The sequence below is a fragment of the Haloferax denitrificans ATCC 35960 genome, assembly GCF_000337795.1.
GTDB lineage: Archaea > Halobacteriota > Halobacteria > Halobacteriales > Haloferacaceae > Haloferax > Haloferax denitrificans.
Genome location: NZ_AOLP01000007.1, coordinates 20,197 through 44,789, shown reverse-complemented (window position 1 = coordinate 44,789; position 24,593 = coordinate 20,197). Strand labels below are relative to the sequence as shown.

21 protein-coding genes and 1 pseudogene are annotated in these 24,593 nt (G+C 66.1%); 19 read left to right on the top strand and 3 right to left on the bottom strand.

Features of this window, described 5'->3' with window-relative positions; translation table 11 throughout:
• Positions 1 to 191: pseudogene (locus C438_RS05465) on the bottom strand (molybdopterin biosynthesis protein); the annotation flags it as partial.
• On the bottom strand, positions 188 to 1,408 hold the full coding sequence (locus tag C438_RS05460; RefSeq protein WP_004968305.1) for a molybdopterin molybdotransferase MoeA: 1,221 nt from the start codon (positions 1,406 to 1,408) through the stop codon (positions 188 to 190). The pseudogene C438_RS05465 and the gene C438_RS05460, both read right to left, overlap by 4 nt.
• Positions 1,409 to 1,550: 142 nt before the next feature.
• On the opposite strand from C438_RS05460, the gene C438_RS05455 reads away from it, so the two are divergent.
• The 16 genes from C438_RS05455 (at position 1,551) to C438_RS05380 (ending at position 19,836) form a co-directional block, all read left to right on the top strand.
• Positions 1,551 to 2,003, top strand: a complete 453-nt coding sequence (locus C438_RS05455) for an Hsp20/alpha crystallin family protein (protein WP_004968304.1) — start codon at positions 1,551 to 1,553, stop codon at positions 2,001 to 2,003.
• An 8-nt stretch (positions 2,004 to 2,011) separates the two neighbouring features.
• On the top strand, positions 2,012 to 3,688 hold the full coding sequence (locus tag C438_RS05450) for an ABC1 kinase family protein (protein WP_004968303.1): 1,677 nt from the start codon (positions 2,012 to 2,014) through the stop codon (positions 3,686 to 3,688).
• A gap of 57 nt (positions 3,689 to 3,745) precedes the next feature.
• Positions 3,746 to 4,174 (top strand): DUF5518 domain-containing protein, encoded by a 429-nt coding sequence (locus tag C438_RS05445; protein WP_004968302.1) that lies wholly within the window; start codon positions 3,746 to 3,748, stop codon positions 4,172 to 4,174.
• Positions 4,175 to 4,268: 94 nt separating this feature from the next.
• Positions 4,269 to 4,643, top strand: a complete 375-nt coding sequence (locus C438_RS05440; protein WP_004062652.1) for a translation initiation factor IF-5A — start codon at positions 4,269 to 4,271, stop codon at positions 4,641 to 4,643.
• Between the two features lie 14 nt (positions 4,644 to 4,657).
• Positions 4,658 to 5,473 carry an agmatinase gene (speB, locus tag C438_RS05435; protein WP_004968301.1) on the top strand — a complete coding sequence of 272 codons (816 nt, stop codon included), beginning with the start codon at positions 4,658 to 4,660 and terminating at the stop codon, positions 5,471 to 5,473.
• A gap of 133 nt (positions 5,474 to 5,606) precedes the next feature.
• Entirely contained in the window at positions 5,607 to 6,368 is a 762-nt protein-coding gene (locus C438_RS05430; RefSeq protein ID WP_004968300.1) for a Nif3-like dinuclear metal center hexameric protein, read from the top strand.
• A gap of 81 nt (positions 6,369 to 6,449) precedes the next feature.
• A complete protein-coding gene (locus C438_RS05425; RefSeq protein ID WP_004968299.1) occupies positions 6,450 to 7,475 on the top strand; it encodes a deoxyhypusine synthase in 1,026 nt (341 codons plus the stop codon).
• Positions 7,476 to 7,605: 130 nt separating this feature from the next.
• Positions 7,606 to 8,295 (top strand): helix-turn-helix domain-containing protein, encoded by a 690-nt coding sequence (locus C438_RS05420; RefSeq protein WP_049917767.1) that lies wholly within the window; start codon positions 7,606 to 7,608, stop codon positions 8,293 to 8,295.
• A gap of 114 nt (positions 8,296 to 8,409) precedes the next feature.
• Positions 8,410 to 9,810 carry an APC family permease gene (locus tag C438_RS05415; RefSeq protein WP_004968297.1) on the top strand — a complete coding sequence of 467 codons (1,401 nt, stop codon included), beginning with the start codon at positions 8,410 to 8,412 and terminating at the stop codon, positions 9,808 to 9,810.
• Positions 9,803 to 11,074, top strand: coding sequence for a M20 family metallopeptidase (locus C438_RS05410; RefSeq protein WP_004968296.1), 1,272 nt, complete (start codon positions 9,803 to 9,805; stop codon positions 11,072 to 11,074). Before C438_RS05415 ends, C438_RS05410 begins: the two co-directional genes overlap by 8 nt.
• Before the next feature lie 118 nt (positions 11,075 to 11,192).
• Positions 11,193 to 12,284: a hypothetical protein gene (locus C438_RS05405; RefSeq protein WP_004968295.1), complete on the top strand. Its 1,092-nt coding sequence runs from the start codon at positions 11,193 to 11,195 to the stop codon at positions 12,282 to 12,284.
• A 453-nt stretch (positions 12,285 to 12,737) separates the two neighbouring features.
• Positions 12,738 to 14,423, top strand: a complete 1,686-nt coding sequence (locus tag C438_RS19945) for a hypothetical protein (protein WP_239640649.1) — start codon at positions 12,738 to 12,740, stop codon at positions 14,421 to 14,423.
• Positions 14,424 to 15,036: 613 nt separating this feature from the next.
• Complete coding sequence (locus C438_RS05395) at positions 15,037 to 16,731, top strand: L-lactate permease (protein WP_004968293.1); 1,695 nt, start codon at positions 15,037 to 15,039, stop codon at positions 16,729 to 16,731.
• Positions 16,732 to 16,811: 80 nt separating this feature from the next.
• On the top strand, positions 16,812 to 17,357 hold the full coding sequence (hpt, locus tag C438_RS05390) for a hypoxanthine/guanine phosphoribosyltransferase (protein ID WP_004968292.1): 546 nt from the start codon (positions 16,812 to 16,814) through the stop codon (positions 17,355 to 17,357).
• A 144-nt stretch (positions 17,358 to 17,501) separates the two neighbouring features.
• Entirely contained in the window at positions 17,502 to 18,890 is a 1,389-nt protein-coding gene (locus tag C438_RS05385; protein ID WP_004968291.1) for a uracil-xanthine permease family protein, read from the top strand.
• A gap of 130 nt (positions 18,891 to 19,020) precedes the next feature.
• The gene (locus tag C438_RS05380; RefSeq protein WP_004968290.1) at positions 19,021 to 19,836 is read left to right on the top strand and encodes a hypothetical protein; all 816 of its coding nucleotides are present in this window, start codon (positions 19,021 to 19,023) and stop codon (positions 19,834 to 19,836) included.
• Here the strand turns inward: C438_RS05380 and C438_RS05375 are convergent.
• Positions 19,807 to 22,158 carry a methyl-accepting chemotaxis protein gene (locus tag C438_RS05375; protein WP_004968289.1) on the bottom strand — a complete coding sequence of 784 codons (2,352 nt, stop codon included), beginning with the start codon at positions 22,156 to 22,158 and terminating at the stop codon, positions 19,807 to 19,809. The genes C438_RS05380 and C438_RS05375 overlap by 30 nt on opposite strands.
• 320 nt (positions 22,159 to 22,478) lie before the next feature.
• Between C438_RS05375 and C438_RS05370 the strand changes: the two genes are divergently transcribed.
• From C438_RS05370 to C438_RS05360, 3 genes are all read left to right on the top strand, one after another.
• Positions 22,479 to 23,321 carry a potassium channel family protein gene (locus C438_RS05370; RefSeq protein WP_004968288.1) on the top strand — a complete coding sequence of 281 codons (843 nt, stop codon included), beginning with the start codon at positions 22,479 to 22,481 and terminating at the stop codon, positions 23,319 to 23,321.
• Positions 23,322 to 23,504: 183 nt separating this feature from the next.
• The gene (locus C438_RS05365; RefSeq protein ID WP_004968287.1) at positions 23,505 to 23,735 is read left to right on the top strand and encodes a hypothetical protein; all 231 of its coding nucleotides are present in this window, start codon (positions 23,505 to 23,507) and stop codon (positions 23,733 to 23,735) included.
• Positions 23,736 to 23,826: 91 nt separating this feature from the next.
• Positions 23,827 to 24,546 carry a fumarylacetoacetate hydrolase family protein gene (locus C438_RS05360; RefSeq protein ID WP_004968286.1) on the top strand — a complete coding sequence of 240 codons (720 nt, stop codon included), beginning with the start codon at positions 23,827 to 23,829 and terminating at the stop codon, positions 24,544 to 24,546.
• Positions 24,547 to 24,593 lie beyond the last annotated feature (47 nt).

Genomic DNA, 24,593 nt, shown 5'->3' with positions numbered 1-24,593 from the left:
CGGACCGCGTAGCCGTCCATGCTCGCGCGGTCGAAGCCGGGCACGTCGAGTTCGGCGTCGATGCGCTCGGCGAGGACGCGGCCCCGGGCGGCGTCGAGCGCGACGGTCTCGGCGGCGGGCGTCAGGTCGAGCGACGCGATGGCCTCGCGGGCGTCCTCGGGGGAGGCGAGGTCGCGGAACTGCTTTCTCATGCGGACCACTCCCAGCCCTCGACGGCGACCGTGTCGCCCTCGTCGTAGCCCTCTATCTCCTCGGGGACGACGACCCAGCCGTCCGCGAGCGCGACGCTGGAGAGGATACCCGACCCGCTCGTCCGGGTCGGCTCGGCGGTCGGCTCGTCGCCCGACGCGTCGAGTTTGACGCGGGCGAACGTCCGCGTGCCGGGCGAACTCGGGAGCTTCTTCGTGAGCGTCGCCTCCTGCGTCGGCAGGGGGCGCTCGGGGAGCGAGCCGACGCGCTTCAGCACCGGGCGGAGGAACTGGAAGGCGTTGACGACGCAGGCGACCGGGTAGCCGGGGAGCATCACGACCGGCGTGTCCTCGACGACGCCGACCGCGACGGGGTGACCCGGTTTGAGGGCCACGCCGTGGACCAGCACCTCGCCGATGTCGTCGATGACCTCGGGGATGAGGTCGCGCTCGCCGACCGACGACCCGCCGGTGGTGACGACCACGTCGTGGTCGAGGTCGGCCTCGACGGCCTCGCGGAGCAGGTCGGCGTCGTCGACGACGATGTCGCGGTAGCTCGCTTCGCCGCCCCAGCGCTCGACCAGCCGGGAGACGGTCAGGCCGTTGGTCTCGATGACCTCGCCGGGGCCGGGGTCGGACTCGACGAGCTCCTCGCCGGTCGGGATGACCGCGACGCGGGGGCGTTCGAACACCGTCACCTCCTCGACGCCGACGGAGCGAAGCAGGCCGATATCGGACGGGCGAAGCTCGTGGCCGGCCTCGAACAGCGGCGTTCCCTCGCGCACGTCCTCGCCGCGTTCGCCGACGTTCTCTCCCTCGGCGAGCGCGTCGAACACTTCGAGTTCGTCGCCGAGGCGCTCTGTGTGTTCGACCATCACGACGGCGTCGGCCCCGTCGGGCACGTCGCTACCGGTGTGGACGCGGGCCGCGGTCCCCGGTTCGACCGGGCCGTCGACGATGCGGAGGACGTTCGGCGAGCGGCCGCTCGCGCCGAAGGTGTCCGACGCGCGGACGGCGTAGCCGTCCATGGCGGCGCGGTCGTAGCCGGGCACGTCGGCGGGCGCGACCGCGTCGTCCGCGAGCGCCCGGCCGTCGGCCTCGGCGAGCGGTCGGCGCACGGTTCGGTCGTGCGGCGTCGCCGCCGCGAGGAGCGTCTCGCGGGCGTCCGACAGCCGCGTTCGTTGCTTGAACCCGGCCGTGCGTCGGTCGTCGTGGTTCATACCGACCCTTCGGTACGGGGGGCAAAAAGCGTCGGCCTCGGACGCGACGGCTGGCGATTCCCGAGCCGGGCGGTCGCGTCTCGCGCTCGCGCGCTCGCGCGAGACCGCCGGGTTTTTCGACCCCGACTCCCTATGAGCGTTCATGTCAGCACTGCGCGACGCGCTGTCCGACCTCCCGGACGCGGTGTTCGCCGACCTGTTGGAGTCCGAGACGTCCTACCTCTTGGTCCTCGACCTCCCGGGCGTGACCGCCGAGACGGCGGAGCTCCGAGTCGAGAAGGGCCGATTGGTCGTCGAAGCGCGACGCGACAAGCGGCTCCCCGCCGAGTTCGACTACGTCCGCGAGGAGCGCCCGCTGTTCCTCGACGCCGAGGTGCCGCTCCCCCCGGACGCCGTGGCCGACGAGGCCGAGGCGTCGATGGAGCGCGGGACGCTGGAAATCCGCCTGCCCAAGCGCGAGGCCGCCTCCGAGCGGACCATCCCCATCACCACCGGCGACGACGAGGACGCCTCGTCCGCCTCCCAGAGCGCAGTCGGCGACGGTGACGAGGGCACCTCGTCGGCCCACCGGAAGACCTCCGGTGACGACGCCTGACGAGGCGGGTGGTCACGCTGGTCAACCTCCGCGCCTACTGGCGGTTCCTCGTCGTCCTGTATCAGTTCTCCCCGCTCATCGTCGCGTACACCCGTGACAAGCGGAAGTACCTCCTGTTCGGCGGCGGCCGACGCGTCACGACCGAGATGCGCGTCGAGCGCGCCGACATCCTCTTAGAGTCGCTACTGACGCTCGGGCCGACGTTCATCAAGCTCGGACAGCTCCTGTCGACGCGCCCCGACATCCTCCCCCCGGAGTACATCGAGGTGCTCGGGAGCCTCCAAGACGACGTGCCACCCGCGCCGTGGGACGAGTCGAAGGCCGTCCTCGAAGCGGAGCTCGGCCCCGTCGAGGAAGCGTTCGACTCGTTCGACAGCGACCCGATAAGCGGCGCGAGCCTCGGGCAGGTGTACGTCGCCGAGTACGAAGGCGAGAAGGTCGCCGTCAAGGTCCGCCGACCCGGCATCGAGGACCTCGTCGAGGCCGACCTCCGGGTCATCCGCTGGTCCATGCCGCTTCTCATGCGCTTTATCGGCGAGGGGCGGGCGTTCTCGCTTGAGAACCTCGCCGACGAGTTCGCCAAGACCATCCGCGAGGAGATGGACTACGCCGAGGAGGCCGAGACGCTCGTCGAGATTCAGGAGAACTTCGCGGACGACGACACGCTCGTCATCCCCGAGCCGATTCCCGAGCGCTCCGACGACCGGGTGCTCACGATGGAGTACCTCCCCGGAACCAAGATAAACAACATCGAGGCGCTGGACGACCGCGGAATCGACCGCACGGAGCTGGCGACGAACCTCCAGCGAATCTACCTCCAGATGATCGTCGACGACGGCGTGTTCCACGCCGACCCCCACCCGGGGAACCTCTCCGTGACCGACGACGGGCGCATCATCTTCTACGACTTCGGGATGCACGGCGAGGTCGACCCGTTCATCCAGGAGAAAATCGTGGAGTTCTACATCGCCGTCGCCAACCAGGACGTCGACGGCATCCTCGACACGCTCATCGAGATGGGGACGCTCAGTCCGAACGTCGACCGGCAGGTGATGGGCGACGTGATGGAACTCGCCATCGCCGACGCCCGCGGCGACGACATCGAGCAGTACCGCGTCAATCAAATCCTCGAACAGGTCGAGTCCACGATTTACGAGTTCCCGCTTCGGCTCCCCCGGAACCTCGCGCTCGTGCTCCGGGTCGCCGGCGTCGTCGAGGGGGTTTGTGTCACGCTCGACCCCGAGTTCGACTTCATCTCGGTGGCGACCGACTACCTGACCGAGGAGGGCTACCGCGAGGAGAGCGTCCAGAAAATCATCGAGGGCGTCGGCCAGCAGGGCCAAAAGACCGCCCAGTCGCTGTTCCGGGTGCCGCCCAAACTCGAACGCGTCCTCGACCGGGCGGACCGCGACAACCTGACGCTCAACGTCCGGCTGGAGGACAACCGCGGCGTCCTCGACAAACTGGCAAAGCGGCTCATCTACGGCATCTTCCTGTCGTTCGGCTTCGTCTCGACGGTCATCATCTACGCGCTGAACCCGGAGAACCTCGTCGCGGTCGGCGCGGCTGGCGCTCCGACGGGCGTCGTCGCCCTGCTCCTGTGGCGGTCGTTCCGCTCGCGGAAGGGCATCCGGACGACGCCGCAGTTCACCCGACAGAACCTCAAAGAGCGCCGCAGAGAGTAATCAAAGCTGAGAATCGGGCGCGTAATTTTATCGGCTCGCGGGGACACGGTCTCTGCCATGACGGAGTGGCGACCGGTGCTCGTGGGGGTGTGTCTCGCCGCGTGCACCGAATCGCTCGTCTACGCGATGACGGGGCAGTTCACCCTCGTCGGCGGCGTCACGGGGAGCGCGCTCGCCGGCTACGTCGTCGGCACGGACCCCGCCGACGGCGGGTGGCACGGCCTCATGGCCGGCGTCGCCTGGGGCTGTCTGCTCATGCCGCTTTCGGTGCTTTTGACCTTTCTCGAACGGACGCCGATTCTGTTTCCGTTCCAGTACGTCATCCCGCTGGTCGAGACGCCCGGCGAGCTGACGACCGCCATCATGCTCGCGCTCGCACTGCCGAACGTCGCGTCCGGCGCGCTCGGGAGCCTCGCCAGACGCGACGCGACGGGGACGTGGTTCGACCCGGAGATGGCCGAGGTCGACGCGGTCGAAGACGCCTGACCGAACCGCCCGACGGCCGCGATTTTCACGGCAAGGATTCGCGTGCGAAGACGGTTCCAAACCGTTTATACCCTCCATCCGATAACGGAGAGACATGGCGAAAGAGCAGAAGCAGGTGCGCGAGCTCCAAGAAGGAAGCTACGTCATGATGGAAGAAAAGCCGTGCAAGATCAACGCCTACAGTACCGCCAAGCCCGGTAAGCACGGTAGCGCGAAGGCGCGCGTCGAAGCCCGCGGCGTCTTCGACAGCAAGAAGCGCTCGCTCTCCCAGCCTGTCGACGCGAAGGTGTGGGTGCCCATCATCGAGCGGAAGCAGGGCCAGGTCGTCTCCGTCACCGGCGAGGACGCCCAGATTATGGACCTCGAAACGTACCAGACGTTCACGATGCGCATCCCCGAGGAGGAAGACCTCAACCCCGAAGACGAGATCGAGTACCTCGAGTACGAAGGCCAGCGAAAGATCGTCTAAACGGGGGGAGAGAGATGTTCCCCGGAGCAACCGCAGACCGCGAGGTCGCCGACTACGTCCTTCTCGGCGCTCCGCTCGACATCTCGACGTCCTTCCAACCCGGAACCCGGTTCGGACCGAACCGAATCCGTCGGTTCGCCGAGTCGTTCGACGACTACGACCGGCGCACCGACCAGTTTTTCACCGACTTGCGCGTCCACGACGCGGGCGACGTCCGCGCGTGGGACGACGCACCTGAGTACGTCGAATGGCTCGCCGGAAGCGTCCGCGACGCCGTCTGGGACGACGCCGTCCCCGTCGTCCTCGGCGGCGAACACACCGTCACCGCCGCCGGCGTCACCGGCGTCGAACCCGACGTGTTCGTCTGTCTCGACGCCCACCTCGACCTGCGAACGGAGTACGACGGCAACGAGTGGAGCCACGCCACCGTCACCCGCCGCGTCCTCGACAAACTCGGCGTCGACGAAGTCGTGATTCTCGGCGCGCGAACCGGCTCGCCCGATGAGTGGGAGCGCGCCGACGCCGACGACGTGACCGTGGTCGAGCCCGAGGCCGTCGCCGACTGGGGCCCCGACTTCGACGACGACCAGTCCGTCTATCTGAGCGTCGATATCGACGCCGCGGACCCGGCGTTCGCGCCCGGCACGGGCACGAAAGAGCCGTTTGGCCTCACGTCTCGGGAGATGCGAGACGTTGTCCGAGCGGTCGCGCCCCACGCCGACGGCTTCGACGTGGTTGAGGTCAACGACCGCGACGACGGACAGGCCGCGTCGCTGGCGGCGAAACTCCTCCGGGAGTTCGTCTTCTCGCACGCCGCCGGGCGGTCGTAAGCGACTGGCGGTCGGGCGGGTGGGCGAAGCGCCGACCGCTGGACGGTCGCCCACGCACCGCCGAGCCGCGCACCACCGGTATCACCGCGCGCCGTCCCGTTCCTTACAAGTCCCCGAGTCACCACTCCCCGATATGCAACTCTCCGACATCGTCGCCCGCCTCGACGAGACGCTCGCGACCGACGACTTCGCCGACGTGGACGCCAGCGCCAACGGCCTGCAGGTCGGTCCCGACGAGAAATCGGTCGAGAAAGTCGCCTTCGCCGTCGACGCCGCGGAGGCGACCATCGACGCCGCGCTCGACGCCGACGCCGACCTGCTCGTCGTCCATCACGGCCTCGTCTGGGGCGGCCTCGACCGAGTGACCGGCCGCGACTTCGACCGCGTCGAGCCGCTGATTCGCGGCGACCTCGCGCTCTACGTCTCGCACCTCCCGCTGGACGGCCATCAGGAACTCGGCAACGCCGCCGGCGTCGCCGACCACCTCGGCCTCGTGGACACCGAGCCGTTCGGGTCGCTCGGGCCGATTCACATCGGGCAGACGGGAACCTTCGAGTCGCCGAAGGCGGCCGACGAGATTCGGGCGGCGCTCGACGACCTCGACGGGAGCGCGGGCACGACCGTCCTCGACTTCGGTCCCGACGAGATTTCCTCGGTCGGGGTGGTCACCGGCTCCGGCGTCGACTGGCTGGACGAGGCCATCGACCGCGGCGTCGACGCGCTCGTCACCGGCGAGGGCAAACAGAAGGCGTACCACGAGGCGCGCGAGGCCGGCGTCTCGGTGTTCCTCGCGGGGCACTACGCGACCGAGACGTTCGGGGTGCGGAGCCTGCGGGGCCTCGCCGACGAGTGGGGACTGGAGACAGAGTACGTCAGCCACCCGACCGGGCTGTAAGGGCGACCGAACGTCTGCCAACCCGCCGCACGGCATCGCCGGACCGGGGCGTTCAAACGCTCGGCCGACGCACTCCCTCGCATGAGCGACCACGACGATGACGGCTACGAGATGCCGGACCGCGAGGAGTTCCAACACGACCCGCTGGGCCACGCCGAGGTCCGCGGCGGCATGACCGTCGGCGAGTTAGTCGAGCAGTACGGCCACGCGGGCATCGGCGCGGCCGACGTCCACGAGGCCGCCGACATCTACGCCGAGATGCTGGCCGACGACGACTGCACGGTGTTCATGTCGCTGGCCGGCGCGATGGTCCCGACCGGGATGCGCAAGGTCGTCTCCGACCTCATCCGCGACGGCTACGTGGACGCGCTGGTGACGACGGGCGCGAACCTCACACACGACGCCATCGAGGCCATCGGCGGCAAGCACCATCATGGAGCCGAGCACCACGGCGAGAAGACCGAACGCGAGCACGACGAGACGCTCCGCGACGAGGAGGTCGACCGCATCTACAACGTCTACCTCCCGCAGGAGCATTTCGCGCTGTTCGAGTCGCACCTGCGCGACGAGGTGTTCCCGGCGCTGGAAGCAGAGGGAACCGTCAGCATCGCCGACCTCTGCCGCGAACTCGGCCGGGCCAACAGCGAGGTCAACGACCGCGAGGGAGTAGAGGAGGACGCCGGCGTCGCGGCCGCGGCCTACGAGTCCGACGTGCCCATCTACTGCCCGGCGGTTCAGGACTCCGTCCTCGGCCTACAGGCGTGGATGTACTCGCAGACCTCGTCGTTCTCGCTGGACGCGCTGGCCGACATGACGCCGTTGACCGACCTCGCGTACGACGCCGACACGGCCGGCTGTCTCCTCGTCGGCGGCGGCGTCCCGAAGAACTTCACGCTCCAGACGATGCTCGTCACGCCCGGCGCGTACGACTACGGCGTCCAGATAACGATGGACCCCGCCGCGACCGGCGGCCTCTCGGGCGCGACGCTCGACGAGGCGCGCTCGTGGGGCAAACTGGAGAAGGACGCCCGCAACACGACGGTCCTCGGCGACGCGACCATCATGCTCCCGCTTCTCGTCGCCGCGGCGCGCGAGCGAATCGAGTAAGCGCCGCGAGGGTCTCCGACCGACCGCGATTGCCGAGACCGCCGAGACGGCCCGCGCCGACCGGTCGTCGCGTCGCATCGAGTCAGGTTGGATACCTTTTTACCCGGCGAGCGCCCTTCCATGCTATCGAATGGCACGAGAGGGAGGACGGGGCGCTCGGGTCTGTCTCGACATCTGGCACCCGGACTGCTGGACGCTACAGGTGACCGCGGAGACGAGCGGGGGGCTCCTCGGTCACGGCGTCCACGAGATAGACGGCCTCGCCAACGGCCGTTTCACCGCCTACGCCGACACGACCGAGGAGGTGGACGAACTCGTCGCGGCCGTCCGCGCGTCCGACCTGACCGAGTCGGTGTGGGAGACCGACGACCACGCCGGCGACGCCGGGGTGCCGGGGAGCGCGGCCCGCGGTATCGTCGTCCGCTACGACCTCGGGAACTCCATCAACGACGCCCTCGTCTCGCGGGGGTTCATCCCCGACGAGCCGGTTCGCATGCAGGGCGGCCGCGAGCGCTGGACCGTGCTCGTCCACGAGACGCGGCAGACCGTCCACGAGCGGTTAGAGGAGATTCGCGAGGAGCGGAACGCCGACATCGACGTGGAGCTCATCACGGCTCCCGAGAACGGCGGCGGTATGTTCCGCACCGACGCGCTCTCCGAGCGCCAGCGCGAGGTGTACGAACTGGCCCGCCGCCGCGACTACTACACGTGGCCCCGCGAAGTGAGCGCGGCGTCGCTGGCGGCGGAACTGGACATCTCGAAGGCGACGCTCCTCGAACACCTCCGGAAGGCGGAGTCGAAACTGCTCGGCGACTACTGAAACGGCTTTTTCGGGTTGTTGGGCGGGATTTCGGCGGGTTCGTCGCTCGCTCTCCCGCCGCCCCACTCATGAGAGGGAGGGGTACTTTGCCCGACAACCGACCCATGTGATAACATGTCATCGGTAGACGTGAACGACGGACGGAGTCTCTCGCGGGACATCGGACTGTTCGGCGCGGTGAGCACCGTGGTAGCGGGCACGCTCGGAGCCGGGCTGTTCGTCACCCTCGGCACGGCGAGTTCGACGACGGGACCGAGCGTCATCCTCGTCGTCATCCTCTCGGGACTGCTCGCGATGAGCATCGCGCTCAACTACGGCTGGATGGCGACTATCTTCCCCGGCGCGGCGGGGTCGTACGCCTACGTCTCGCGGGCGTTCGACAGCCGCCTCCCCGGGTTCGTGGTGACGTGGTCGAAGTGGCTCGGCTACATGGCCGCCGACGCGGTTCTCGCCATCGGCTTCGGGAGCTACTTACAGGTGTTCTATCCCTCGGTGGACCCGACGCTCGCCGGCTTCGGCCTACTGACGGTCCTCTTTCTGGTCAACCTCGTGGGCGCGAAGAGTTACAGCCGCTCGCAGAACGCCATCTTCGGCTTTCTCATCCTGTCGATACTCGTGCTCGTCGGCCCCGGGCTGTTGAACATCGACGCCGCGAACTACCAGCCGTTCTTCACCGGCGGCTTCGACGGCTTCGTCGCCGCCGCGGTCCCGCTGTTCTACGCCTACATCGGCATCGCCGTCGCCGGGCAGATGGGCGCTGAGGTGAAGAACCCCTCGCGGAACCTCCCCCTGGCGATGGCCGGCGGCACGGCCATCCTCATCTTCCTGTACGTGCTGACCGCCGCCGTCATCTACGGCGTCGTCGGCGACTACACGGTCCTCGCGGACTCGGCGCGGCCGCTCTCGACCGCCGCGGAAGTGTTCCTCGGCGACATCGGCACGGCCATCGTCGGTATCGGCGGCCTGCTCGCCACCGCGTCGTCGGTCCACGCGGTCATGGCCGCGGGCATCAAGATGCCCTACTCGTGGGCGTGGGACGAGGTGTTCCCCAAGAAGTTCTCGGCGGTCTCCGACCGCTTCGGGACGCCCCATTGGTCGCTTCTGACGCTGTACGTCGTCGCCTCCGGCCTCACCTTCTGGAGCACCGGCCTCAGTCAGGCCATCGCCATCGCGACGTTCAGCTACCTCATCGCCTACGCCGCGGTGTCGATAACGGTGCTGTACGTGCTCTACAGCCGCACCGACCTCCGCGCTGAGGCGGGCTTTTCGCGCCCGGCGCTCCTCACGCTGACGGGGCTCGTCGGCTCGCTCGGCGCGGTCGGCCTCCTGACCGAGGCGTACAAGGGCTCGCTGTCGATTTACGTCCCGTGGGTCGCCGTCGGCCTCGTCGTCTTCGGCGTCTACTGGTACCGCGGCCAACGGAAGGACCACGACGTGGAGGCCATCCTCGGGACGCTCCCCGGCGTCCCCTCCGACGAGTACAACCCGTCGGTCCGCGGGGTGAGCGATGACTGACGACGCGACACCGCGCGGTGACCGCTCGGGCGACTTCGACTCCGACCCGGACACCAGCCTCGACCTCGACGCCGCCCCCCGCGTCGACCCCGACGAGACCATCGACCTCCTGCAGGACCTCGTGCGGATTCCGAGCCCGTACTTCGAGGAGGCCGAGATAAGCGAGTTCGTCTACGACTGGTTGGACGCCCGCGGGCACGACCCGGAGTACCACCACGTGAGCGAACCGGATATCACGGAGTACGAGGGCGACAACGTCGTCGCCCGGCTGGAGGGGTCGGACCCGGACGCGCCGACGCTCCTGTTGAACGCCCACATGGACACCGTGAAACTGGTCGAAGACTGGGACGAAGACCCGTGTTCGGGCCGCATCGAGGACGGGAAACTGTACGGACAGGGCGCGTGCGACATGAAAGGCGGCCTCGCGGCCGTCATGGTCGCGTTCGACGCCCTCGCCGACTGCGACCTCGCCGGCGACGTGCTCCTCACGGCCGTCGTGGACGAGGAGGGCCCCTACGGACTCGGCACCGACCGCCTCATCCGCGACGGCGTCGTCGACGACTGCGACGCCGCCATCGTCACCGAACCCGGCCCGATTCTCGCACAGGAGGACATCGAGAACCCGGCGCTCCTCCTCGGCGCGCGCGGTCGCTACTTCTACGACATCGACGTCCGCGGACAGGCGGCGCACGGGTCGAAACCCGAAACCGGCGTCAACGCGGTCGTCGAGGCCGGCAGACTCGCGGCCGCGCTCGACGACCTCGACGTGGGCGACCACCCGAAACTCGGGTCGGGGTCGACCTGCCCGCTGAAAATCGAGGGGGGAAGCCAGACGCTGTCGGTCCCCGAGCGCGCACGCCTCATGGTCGACCGCCACGTCGTCGTCGGCGAGACGCTCGAAGACGCCCGCGCCGACGCCGAACGCGTCGTCGAGGAACTCGGCTTGGAGAGCGAGGTCGACGTGGGGTTCCGCGAATCGCCCGACGAGGGCATCCGCTACGGCCCCTACGTGACGGACGAAGACCACCCGCTCGTTTCGGCCCTCTCGGACTCGACTCGCGCGGTCGCCGGCGTCGACCCCGCCTACGGCTACTTCTCCAGCGTCGGCGACTTCAACTACCTCGGCGACCGCGCCGGCCTCCCGACGGTCATCGTCGGCCCCGACGGCGAGAACATCCACGCCGCCGGCGAGTTCGTCTTCACCGACGACGTGGTCGACGTGGCCGACATCGTCGCCGACGCCGCCGTCCGATTCCTCGGCTGAGGCGGCGGTCGGCGTTCGGGTCCCCCGTATCGACTTCGGCCCCGCTTCGCCGCGCGCGTTCTCAACGCCGAGAACCGGGCGCAAACAGCTAACAGCCTCGCCCGGCACCTCGGAAGCAATGACTGCGCCCCACCTCACGTCGGTCGTTTCGGACCGCTCCGACGTCGAGCTCGCCGCCGTCTTCGAGCGGGTCTGGGGGGCGCGAGGCTACGAGACGCGCGTCCGCTTCCGCGGCCCCGACGTGCACGTGGAGGCCACCGGGAAGACGCCCGAGGGCGCAAAGCGCGACCTCCGAATCTGGATTACGACGACGGGCACCGTCACCGCGGACAAGGCGAGCGCGTTCGTCCGGCGGTGCGAGCGCGCCGGCATCGAACCCTACGTGGCGGCGGTCGGCGGCGGGCGAGTCGCCTCCGACGCCCACCGGCCCGGCCTCGTCGTCCTCGACGCGCCGGCCATCGCCGTCGAAATCCGCGAGGCCGGCGTCGAGTCGTTCGTCCGCGACCTCGCCGCCGGGGCGAGCGGGGCGGGCGGCGACGGCGACAGCGAGGCCCTCGACTCCGAGAGCGAAGGCGACGAGTCGGAAGACGCGGAAGACGACGAGGCCGACGAAGCCGACCGACTCACCCGCCGCGAGGCGCTCAAGAAGGCCGGCACCTACGTCGCCGGCGGCCTCGTCACCTACCTCGCCGTCGAGCAGGTCTCCGATTTCGTCCAGCGGTCGCCGGAACTCCGCGCCGCGGTCGCCCGCCGCGCGGCGTGGCTCGACGCCCGCCTCCCGGACGTGCGCCTCCCGACCGTCGAGTGGTCGGTCCCGACGCCGCAACCGCTGTCGGAGGAGTCGACCCTGCCGAACCGAACGACCGCGGTCGCGACGCCGGCGAACGCGACGACGATTCCCTACGCCGACCTCCGGACGAACCCCGAGTCGCTTACGGGGACGGCCGTCACCTACACCGGCCGCGTCGAGGAGACGATAGAGCGCGACGAGGTCCGACTGGCGCTCGTCGCCGTCGAGGACGACCGGGGGCGACTCGGCGGCGACGTGGTCGCCCGCTGGCCCACTGGTCGGTTCTTCGACGACGACATCGGCTTTCGACTGCTCGCCGACGAGCGCGTCCGGTTTTGGGGCGTCGTCGCCGGCGAGGGCTCGATTTCGGGCGGCGTTCGGTACCCCCGCATCGACGTGTCCGTGTTGGAGAAGCCGTGAGCGAGTCGGTGGCGGGCGAGACCGATGGTGATTACTCGGTCGCGGGGCGAGAGCGAAGTGGCCGATGACGACGGCACCGTTCCGAACCGAACTAGGCACTCGGTGATGCGGAGCCCTATGAGTGCCGAGGCCTCATAATTTTAGAAATGAAATTCTGGACATCTTGTCCTGGTTTTGGATCTAGAGACGGACCTGTCTCTGAAGCTGGTTGAGCTTGTGGATGGAAATTTAGTGTTCGGGGTGTCTGGCGTATCTGAGATGATGGGGAGCGGCCAACCAAACTCTGAGGAACTCATTGTCAAAGCAAAGCAGTTCCTCGCTATGGAGCCGACGGAAGAGAATCTGCGGCGGATTTAGAACAGGTTCACTCAAAATTTCAGGTGAGAAGATCTCCCTCAACCTATAACACAGTGACACTACGAAGTAGACACAACATCCAGGTGACATCTCCCATTGAAACGACGAAAACTCCTCCTTGGAGCCACCGGACTCCTCACCGCACTCGCAGGCTGTAACACCATCACCGAAAACAACGAAGACACAGCGAACCCCAACAACGCCACAGAAACAAGCCCTACCAAGCGAACGGAGATTACGGTCAGTATCTCTACTGAGACCGATCCACAGCAACTGCCTTCAATCTGGGAAGACCAGAATATCGAGGATTTCCAGGCCCGGTTCACAGTCCAAGCCACGGGACAGCCAGACTCAGTAACAGTCTCAAATGAAAGAGTAGAGATAAACAACACTTCAGAACAATGGAACGGTAATACGGTTACTGTTCAGCCAGGTCAGATGAAGAAGGGTGAACAGGAATTTACCGCAACAGCATCTTCAGGCAATAACCAGGCCCAAGATACGGCACCTGCAGTTAAGGCCACACCAGGAAACTACAAAGTCGATGTAGTTCCCCAGAGGAATGAAGAATTAAGGAATCAGATAGGTCAGAACTCTCTAGAAGACAACTACCTAGAGGATCGTGGCGGATTCGTTACATCAGACCCCGTACTAGATACTTACAGCAGCCACGAACAACTAGGATTCGACAAATTCGGAATCGACCTAGCAGCATACGAATGGAGACACGACAACGACTACACCGGATTGGCAGAAGCCCAACCCACAGAAGTAAAGAACTTCGTAGACAGCATCGGAACAGATACAGGAAACCCAGATATTGAAGCAATCAAGAGCGGTGAAGAAGTACCCGCAGCAATCTACCCAAACGGAAGCATGGCAGAAAGAAGAGGAGGAAACTTCGACTTCGAACAATTCTCCAACGCCGAAACAGTAGGCGAAGCACTAGATTGGGTCCACCCCTACCTATTCAACTGGCAGGCAAAAATAACAAATGATGGACCAGTATCTACCGAAGATGCACTGTATGCTCCTGCTTTGGAAAGAGCAATAGAGCAAAATACTAATCAGGGCCTCGAAGTCCATGCATGGGACGTTGAAACATTAGGTCACGGTACAGGCCTTATTTACGGTAAGAACGCAGATGGCTCAGAAGAACTCAGATTCATGGAGACTGTAGCATCTCCAGTGACTTCAAGAGGAGGAGGTATTCAGCTTCATCCATTAATTGAGGATTCTGGATATCTAGATCCCGAAAATCTTGGCTACCAGGAGCACTGGCACCCATTGAGATTTGGATGGGAGAATGATGAGAATACATCTTCACTTGGATTTGAGAGCAAAAAAGGTAAGGCTGTCCGCACAATTGGAGAAATGGCAAACTCCCTCTATCATCAAGATGATCCTCACCCTGGTCATGGAGAAACTGTTGCTCCAACAACGGAGTACGTGGTAGATTTCACTGAAAAGCTTAGGAACTTCAATCAAAATGATGTTAAATTTCAGAAATTATACAATCAGGCCAAAGTACTTGAAAAACTGGTACGTACAGAAGATAAAAACCATGTAGTATACGGAACTACAGAGAATCCACAGTATGCAGTTGTAGAGGATGACTCTCTGATTGAAGATATTTGGGAGGATAGTAGCGGAGAATACGACGACTTCAACCAGTTCCTCCGAGACAACCCAGAGTACAGCATGAGCACAGAAGATATCAATGCGAGCCTAGAAGGAGAAGAAATGGATGACTTCAGCCAGCAAGTACTGGCCGGAGCCTAAATTCTCTAGCATACTCTAACCTTCTGCATCTGTGTTTCAGGTCAATCAACAAAAGTTCGTAGAGGCCTGGATATCGATCTGAAGCCCTCAACCCAGTTAATCATATAAAATTCGTTATTTGTCAGTAACATATCATTTCTGGTTTTGAAGAAAGATTCACAGAAAATATGGAAAAGGCCGGAAGACGCACACAACCGAGTCAACGACATACAACAAATACTCGAAACAGCAAACCTCCAAACCGAAGAAGGACACATCGGATAATCAGTCTATCCGATTTCTGGAGCCATTACTTCGTTTGGGTAGCGCAGATGGTTTCCTTCAATCGAGGGGAGTTCCAATACATAGGGCGCATCTGGTTAGATATCTCTTCTCAGTCTATCGGTTTGAGTCTGAGTCGAGGACACCAATATAAATAGCCCTACAATCCAGTGACATTTGCTGATTCGAGTGCCGAGGCCACTCTCTCACTCGAAATCCACAACCTCCGGCCGGAGGCACGCGACCCGGTGACGTTATTGCCCGAATCTCTTAAGCCTGCTTTCGGTTCGACGGGACGGAGAACGGTACGCATACTACAACAAACTCGGTCAAGAACACGCAGAAAGACACAATGACTTCAGTCGTAATCTTAGCGCTCGCGGCGAGCGTCCCAATCGTCGTCGCGTTCGTCCTCCTCGCCGGGCTTCGGTGGTCGGCGGCGCGGTCGATGGGCGTCGGGTGGGTACTGGCGACCGCACTGGCGCTCACGCTCTGGAACATGGAGCCGACCGCGTGGGCGGGAGCCGCGGTGTACGGCGCGCTTGAGGGGCTCAACATCGTCCTCATCGTCTTCGGGGCGATTCTGCTCATGAACTACTTGGAAATCAGCGGTGCCATCGAGACGATTCGGTGGTACTTCCGCCGGCTGGAGCGCGACCGGCGCATCCAGTTGCTCCTCATCGGCCTCGGCTTCGAGACGATTATCGAGGGCGTCGCGGGGTTCGGGACGCCGGGGGCGCTGGCCGCGCCGCTGTTTATCGGCCTCGGCTTCCCGCCGCTGGCGGCGGCGGTGTTCGGGCTGTTCTTCAACGCGCCGAACCCGCAGTTCGGGGCCGCGGGGACGCCGATTCTCGGCGGCGTCAGTCAAATCGAGTCGATTCTCCCGGCGGCGATGGCGGGCGGGCCGTTCCGGCAGTTGGTTTCGGCGTGGACCGGCGTCATGACCGGGCTGACGTTCGCCTTCTGGGGACTGCTCGGCGTGTTCCTGCTGGTCTACTGGTTCGGCGACGACGACGAGCGGTCGGTTCGGGGGGCCGCGCGAGCCGCCGCGCCCATCGCGCCGTTCGCGCTCGTCCTCGGCGGGCTGACCGGGGGAGTCCAGCTCGCGGTCGCGTGGTTCATCGGGCCGGCGCTCCCCGATATCGCCGCCGGCTTCGCCGTCCTCGCCGTCGGGGTCGTGATGGCCGACCGGGACGTGCTCGTCCCGGCCGAGCGGTGGACGTTCCCCGACCGCCGGGGCTGGCTCGACGAGTGGTTAGGCGGCCTCGACCCGTCGTCGCTCGACACCGACGAGCCCCGAAAGCGGATGCCGGTCTGGAAGGCGTGGGTGCCGTACGTCGCCGTCGCGGTCGTCCTGTTGGTCACGCGCTGGCCGACCCTCGACCTCGTGTCCGTCTTACAGGGGTTCACCGTCGGTCCCTACGAGATATTCGGGTACGAGACGATGTCGTGGTCGCTGGCGTACCTCTACCTGCCGGGGACGATGCCGTTTCTCCCCGTCGCCGTGCTGACCGGCCTGTTCTACCGGATGGACGCCGGCGAGATGGTCGGTGCTTGGACCGAGTCCGGGCGACAGGTCGCGGCGGCGGCGGTGACGCTCGTCGTCGCCGTCTCGCTCACGCAGGTCATGATTCAGTCGAACATCAACCCCGCGGAGACCGTCGGGATGATGAGCGTCCTCTCGTTGGTGCTGGCCGAGGGTGCCGGGTCGGCGCTCCCTCTCGTCGCGCCGTGGATCGGCGCGCTCGGGACGTTCGTCACCGGGAGCAACACCACCTCGGACATCCTGTTCAACGCCCTGCAGTACAACGCGGCCGCCGACGTCGGCATCTCCCGCGCGCTCGTCGTCGCCATCCAGAACGTCGGCGGCGGCGTCGGCAACATGGTGTCGGTGCTCAACATCGCCGCCATCTCCGGCGTCATCGGCATCGCGGGCCGCGAGGGCGACATCCTCCGGAAGGTGGTCGTTCCGACGGTCGTCTTCGCGCTGTTCGCCGGCGTCGTCGGGTCGCTTCTGGTCTACGTCGTCGCCCCCGGCGTGTTCTAGGCGGCGGTCAGGCGGCGGTCGGGCGACCCCGGTTCCCGAGAGAGCGAACCACTTTTGGGGCGATTCGTGAAACGGACCCCATGCATCGACTCGAGGAGTCCCTACACGAAGCGCCCATCATCGACAAGGACGGCTACTCCTATCTCGTCCACCCCATCAGCAACGGCGTGCCGATGCTCGACCCGCAACTCCTGCGCGAGGTCGTCGTCGGCATCACCCGCGCCGCCGACCTCGACGTGGACAAAATCGTCGCGCCCGAAGCGATGGGAATCCACATCGCCACCGCGCTTTCCCTCCAGACGGACGTGCCGCTCGTCGTCATCCGCAAGCGCGAGTACGGCCTCGACGGCGAGGTCGCGCTCCACCAGACGACCGGCTACTCCGAGTCGGAGATGTTCATCAACGACATCGAGGACGGCGACCGCGTGCTCGTCGTGGACGACCTGCTTTCGACCGGCGGGACGCTCGCGGCCATCTGCGGCGCGCTCGACGACATCGGCGCGGACATCTCCGACATCGTCGTCGCCATCCGGAAGGTCGGCGAGACCGCCCTCGACGACACCGACTACGAGGCGACGAGCCTCGTCGACATCAGCGTCGACGAAGAGGGCGTCGAGATTCACTGAGCGGACCGCCGCCGACCGGCGCACCGCGATTCGTATTTCCGCACCGAGTGTCCACGAACGTGCCCATAACGACGCATCAAGCGGCGTGAAATACGCTCGAACGCGAAACTATTATTGAACGGGGGTCGCTCGTGGCGAGTACAGATGGCAGACGACAGCGGTGAACTCGGCCTCGAATACGAAATCGACGACCGGCCGCCGTTGCTGGAGTCGGTTCTCCTCGGGATACAGCACGTCTCGGTGATGATCGTCCCGGCGACCGCCGTGGCGTTCATCGTCGCGGGCGCGGTCGGCCTCGGCGTCGCCGACACGGCCTACGTCGTGCAGATGGTGCTCCTGTTTTCGGGGCTCGCGACCGTGGTACAGGCGTACGCCGTCGGGCCGGTCGGCTCGCGGCTCCCCATCGTGATGGGGACGAGCTTCACCTTCGTCGGCGCGGCGACGACCATCGGCGTCGACTACGGCCTGAGCGCGGTGTTCGGCGCGATTCTCGTCACCGGCTTCGTCGTCGAGGGACTCATCGGCTGGCAGTTCGACCGCATCAAGCCCTTCTTCCCGCCGCTCGTGACCGGACTCGTCGTCGTCATTATCGGCCTCTATCTCGTCCCGGTCGGGATGGACTACGCCGCCGGCGGGGTCGGTGCCGCCGACTACGGCGCGGCCCACAACATCGGCCTCGCGGCGCTCGTCCTCGGCGTCGCCATCGCGCTCAACCTCTTTACCGACGGCATCACGCGGCTCCTGAGCACGCTCGTCGGCATCGCCGTCGGCTACGCGGTCGCCGTCCCGCTCGGCGTGGTCGACTTCTCGCCCATCGCCGACGCGGCGTGGGTCGCGGTTCCCCGGCCCGGCGCGTTCGGCGTCACGTTCGAACCCGTCCCCATCGTCACCTTCGCGTTCCTCTTTCTCGTCTCCGCGATGGAGACCGTCGGCGACATGTCCGGCATCACCGCCGCCGAGGGGCGCAACCCGACCGACGAGGAGTTCCGCGGCGGCCTCTTTACCGACGGCCTCATGAGCTCCGTCGCCTCGGTGTTCGGCGCGTTCCCGGTCACCTCGTTCTCGCAGAACGTGGGCATCGTCAACTTCACCGGCGTGATGAGCCGGTACGTCGTCGGCGTCGCGGGCGTCGTCCTCGCCGTCCTCGGTCTCAGCCCGAAGGTCGGCGCGGCGGTTGCGACCATCCCGAGCGCCGTCTTCGGCGGCGCGGTCCTGCTCATGGCCGGGATGGTCGCCGCCAGCGGCCTCCGCCTCGTCTTCCTGCACACGAACCTCGACCGGCGCAACATGGTCGTCGTCGCCGCCTCGCTCGGTCTCGGCCTCGGCGTCGCCACGCGCCCCGACGCGCTCTCGGGGCTCCCGCAGGCCGCCGCGACGTTCTTCGGCCAGCCCGTCATCGTGACCGCGCTGACGGCGCTCGTGCTCAACACGCTCGCGCCGGGAGACCAGAGCCCGCTTTTCGACGCGGCCGACGGGTCGGTCGCCGCGGACGCCGCCGACGGCGCGGACGACCGCGCGTCAACCGACGACTGACACGCATCGAACAGGGAGTAACTGGTTCCGGTTTCAATATGCGGTTTATATTTCGTGTCTCACGACTGTCGGGAAACCGTCCGGATTACCAACGAATTCATTTCTTCTCGCCGCATTACATCTTCACGAGATGAGCGAGCAGCGGGTCACGTTCAACGGGGATACGCGGGTGCTGTACCGACAGGCGGTTCGAACGCCCCTGCCGGACGAGGACGCCGAGCGGCTGTTCCACGAGAACATGATGAACATCGCGGACGCCCAAGAGCGGAAGGCGGACATGCTCGCCGACCCCGACATCCCCCTGCTCGAAGCCTACGAGACGCAACTCGAAGGCATCGCCGAGAGCTACAAGCGGCGATGCCGCCACATCGCCGGCGACGACTTCGAGGAGATTGCGATGGCGTACAACCGCGGGGAGCGCGACGACCGTCTCGGCGCGCTCACGGCCTACTACTTCGAGGGGCTCTGGCGGATGCAACAGCGAATCACCGTCACCGACATGCTGTTTTTCCCCATCATCCTGCGGTACCCCGACTGCTTTACCGTCAACATCCGCTTCGCCAGCGGCTACACGACCACGGAGTCGGTCCTCTACGAGTCGCCGGAACACTCCACCGAGGAACTCGACGACGAGTACGCCGAGCGCTACTACAACGAGAGCCTCTACTCGCAGAAGGAGGCCGCCGAGTACATCAGAGACACCGCGGAGATAATCCGCGAGGAGTTCCCCAGCCCCGACGAATCGACGTTCGAAGAGCGGCAGTACGGCGGCATCACCTCCGCCGGCGGCCGGAAGGGGCCGGTGTTCTCGTCGATGCTCAAGCGGGTCGAACCGGACCCCAACCGGTTTTCGGAGCCGGTCGACGAGCCGACGCTCGTCGAGGAGGGCGAGGAGGCGCGGCGAACCGAGCGGGAGCTACTCCCCAAGGGCGCTATCGTTCTCTGAGGCGGTCGTCGCCGTATCGCCGCCGTCGACCCGCGCTTCCGACGCGCTCGGGAGCGCGTCGGTGGCTGGTGCCTCCCCCTCGTTCGCGACCTCGAACCGGTCGAGCGCGACTCGGAGGTCGCCGGCGCGCTCGGCGAGTCTGTCAACCCGTTCTGCGACCGACGCGAGCGCCGCGGTCTGTTCTTCGGTCGCCGCCGCGGCCTCGCGCGCGCCGGCGCTGGTCCGGTCGCTGATGGCGGACACGTCTTCGACCATGGCGGCGACCTCGGTCGTCGCCTCGGCCTGCCGGTCGGTCGCGCGGCGAATCTCCCGAATCCCCTCGGAGGTGTCGGCCGCGTCGTCGACGATGGTGTCGATGGCCTCGACGGCCTCCTCGATGGTCTCGGAGCCCTCGACGACGCGCGTCCGCGTCTCTCTGATGTCCGCGGCGGTCGCGTCGGCCTGCTCGCGCACGCGGTCGATGGAGGCGCCGATTCGCCCGGTCGCCTCCTGGGTCTCCTCGGCGAGGCCCTTCACCTCGTCGGCGACGACGGCGAAGCCGTCGCCCGCCTCGCCCGCGTGCGCCGCCTCGATGGAGGCGTTGAGCGCGAGGATGTTCGTCTGCGAGGCGAGGCCGTCGATGAACTCGACCACGTCCTCGATGTCGGCGACGGCGGCCGCCAACTCCTCGACCTGTTGGACCGTGCGGTCGGTCGCCGTCTCGATGGCCCGTAGCTCCGAAATCGCCTCGCCGGCCGCGTCGCGGCCGCGCTCGCCGCGGGTGACGGCGGCCTCGGCGTTGTCGGCGACCGACGCGGCCGAGGCGCTCACCTGCTGAATCGTCGCCGAGAAGTCGTTGACGCGCTCCGTCACGTCGTCGAGATGTTCGTCCTGTCGGACCGCGTCGTCGAGGATGCCGGTCATCGACTCGGCGACCGCCTCGCCGGCGTCGTTCACCTCGGCGACGCCCGTGCTCGTCGCCGCGCTCGACTCCGCCACCGCCCGGCTGAACGTCTGCGCGTCGGCGATGACCGCCCCGAGTTCGTCCATCGTCCGGTTGTACGCCCGCGCGATGTCGCCCATCGCGGCGCTCTCGGAGCCGGGGTCCATCCGGCAGGCGACGTCGCCGTCGGCACAGCGCTCCATGACGGCGCGGTACTCCTCCGCCTTCGATTCGAGGTGGTCGTTGAGGGCCTCGGCCTCGTTCAGACTCGTTCGGAGCGACGCGCGCATCTCGTCGAAGGAGTCGTACAGCGTGCCGAACTCGTCGATGCGGTCGGTGTCGAGCTCCACGTCGAGGTCGCCGTCGGACATCTCCTCGGCGCGCGCGGTCAGTTCGCCGAGCGTCCGCGTGGTCCGCCGGCCGACGACGACCGAAACGGCACCCAAAGAGCCGAGCGCGACGAGTATCGTCGCGAGGAGGCCGCCGCCGACGCGGTCGCGGACGCCGTAGGCGCTCGCCGCGGGGACCGCGGTCGAGAGCGTCCAGTCCACGCCGTCGAGTTCGGTGTACGCGACGACGTTGCCGCCGGACCTGCCGAGGGCGGCCGCGCTCCCGTTCGCAAGCGGGTCGCCGGGGGGCGCGACGCTCCCGTTTTCGGCCGTCGAGACGATGGTCGAGCCGTCAGCGGCGTACAGCGTGGTCGCGCTTCCGGCCATCGTCTGTTCGGTCGCCGCGAGCCGGGCCGGGAGGCTGACGGTGACGAGGACGACCGACTCGGCGTTCTCCGGCGGCTTGCTCGCGAGGACAAAGGACACCTCGTCGTCGACCGGCGACCGGAACGTCGACGAAGAGACGTACACCCGCTGAGGTTCGGGGTTGACGTTCCGTTCGAGGTCGGCCCACGGGAGGCCGACCGCGGCGGCCGACTCGCCCTCCAGCGAACTCGCGGTGCTCTCTTTGATTTCGCCGGTCGCGTAGTCGACGTAGTGGATGGCCGTCACGTCGGACTGGCCGAGCTCGCCGCTCCGCTGAAAGAGGTAGCTACTGGCCGCCTGCGAGTTGCCGAGCTGGAACTGCCACGCCGAGGAGGTCGTGCGGGTCTGGAGGCGCTTGCTGGCGAGCCACGATTCGAGCCCGTCAGCTTGCAGGTCCGCGGTCGCCGTGAGCTGTTGTTCGACCTGCGCGTCGAGCGTGTCGCGGACCTGCGCGTAGGTGACCGCGCCGGCGCCCGCCATCACAACCATGGCGACGAGGACCGCCGCGAAGAACTTCCGGGCGTAGGTGCGGCGAATCGCCCGCGGGACCGCCGCCGAGACGGACGGCCGCGAGAATCGGTCGCCGAGTCTGTCCGACAGGCCGTCGGGGAGCGCGTCCCGAAGGCGTGACCAGCGTTCTCCCATCGAACGAAGATTTCATTTCATCTGTGATAAATTCGTCTACTATATAGTTCTAATTGAGCGAATATCCTCATGGATAGAACACCCAAAATGACCGGGGTACCGTCGAGGTAATCACGAGAGAAACACACAGATTAGCGCCCATTTACCCCCGATTCCCGATTATAGTCGAGGTGGCTCGGAACCAGTTCGAGTGACCGGTGAGGCGCGTCTGACGTGGTGTCGACGGCAGTGTCCTTCGAGAGTATATAGTTTCAGAATCGAAAACGAGACGCATTCCGCGCGCACGACCGTATAAGTATCCCACCGCCGAAGGCGAAGGTATGGACGGTCACGCACGCGGGCCGCGCCGCGAGACGCCGCGGGACGTGGTCAGGTTCTATCTGCTCGACCACCGGACCCCGACCGGCAAGGCAATCGACATCGCGCTTCTCGCACTCAACCTGCTTTTCGTCGGGGTGTTCGTCGTCGAGACCTACCCGCTTTCGGCGTCGGTGCAGTCGACGCTCTGGTCCGTCGAGGCCGCCGTCTCTCTCGTGTTCCTCGCGGAGTACCTCCTCCGCCTCTACGGCGCGCGGGACAGGACTGCCGAACTGCTCAACGTCTACTCGTTCGTCGACCTGCTGGCTATCCTGCCGACGCTGGCGGTGCTCGTGCTTCCCGTCTCGTCGGTCGCCGCCAACATCGGCTTCCTGCGGGTGATTCGCGTGGTCCGCGTCCTCCGGTTCTACCGCTTCACGCGCGACGAGGAGTTCTTCTTCGGCACCGTCTCGGTCGGCACGCTCCGCGTCATGAAACTGCTGTTGACGGTGCTCACCATCTTCTTCGTCGCCGCGGGGATGTTCTACTCGTTCGAACACCGGGTGAACCCCGACGTGGGGACGTTCGGCGACGCCTTCTACTTCGTCGTCGTCGCGCTCTCGACGGTCGGCTTCGGCGACATCGTCCCGGTGACCGAGGCGGGGCGGTGGGTGACGGTCGCCGCCATCCTCGCGGGCGTCATCCTCATCCCGTGGCAGGCGAGCAAAATCGTCAAGGAGTGGGGCCACCGCGACAAGGTCAACGTCACCTGCCAGAACTGCGGACTGGCCTACCACGACGCCGACGCCTCCCACTGCAAGTCCTGCGGCCACGTCATCTATCAGGAGTACGACTCGCGGGAGTGAACGCGCGTCTCCGGACGCGTCGGACGGGTCGCAGTGGTGAGAACGCGCCCGCCGTTCGAACATGAATATTTATTATAGATTGGCCTGTACTGCCGGGTACAACAATGTCGGTCGTACGCGTACGTCGCTAACTCTTCTCGTCGCCGCACAGCCGTCCGACCGACCCGAACTCATCCCGAAATCGTGAGCACAAACGCCACCCCGACCTACGAACCGACCCTGCGAACAGCCCGTGAACAGTCCGCCGACAGCGAGACCACCACCCCCGACCACGCCGATTCCGCCGACTCCGCGTCGGGCGTCGCCCGGTGTCAGCGCCAGTTCGAATCGACGCGCACCGAGCGAATCCACAACCTCGTCGACCGCGAGAACCGGTCGATGCCCCGGATGAACCGGGAGTCAGCGTCCGACTGAGTCGCGTCGGCGGCCCGCGCGTTGACGTTTTCATTTCACCCGTTTGTGGAGACACGTCGCTTGAAGTGAGTGGCCGACGCAGGGGCGAGTAATGCGACTGGCACGGATTCGAACCGACGACGGAGTGGTCTCGGGCCGGTACGACGGCGGCGTCGTGACGGCCGACGGCGAGGAGTACGAAGTCGGCGTCGACGCCGAACTGCTCGCGCCCTGCGAACCGACCGCGCTCTACTGCGTGGGCCGGAACTACGCGGCGACGGTCGACCAGATGGACTACGACATCCCCGACCAGCCCGACTGGTTCATCAAGCCGCCGGTGTCGGTGCTCGACCCCGGCGCGGACATCGAGTACCCCGACTGGACCGACGAGTTGACGTACGCCGGCGAACTCGCGGCCGTCATCGACCGCGAGTGCTCGGACGTGGCCGAGGCCGACGTGGACGACGTGGTCCGCGGCTACACGATTCTCAACGACCTCGACGCGCTCGACCAGCCCGGCCGAACGGCTCGAAAAGCGTTCGACGGCTCCGGGCCGCTCGGCCCGTGGATAGAGACCGACGTGGAGCCGTCGAACATCGACATGACGACCCACGTCGGCGGCGAACTCCGGCAGGAAGCGAACACCGAGCGGATGCTGTTTTCGCCCGCCGAAGTGGTCTCGTTCCTCTCGGAGCGCTACACCTTCCAGCCGGGCGACGTGGTTTCGTTCGGCAGTCCCGCGAACCCCGGACTGGTCGAGCCCGGCGACGACGTGGAAATCTGGTACGAGGGCGTCGGCACGCTCACGAACCGCGTCGTCGACGGCGAATAAGAAGGCGCGAGAACAAGGCGACGAGAAGTGGGCGGACGGCCGACGGT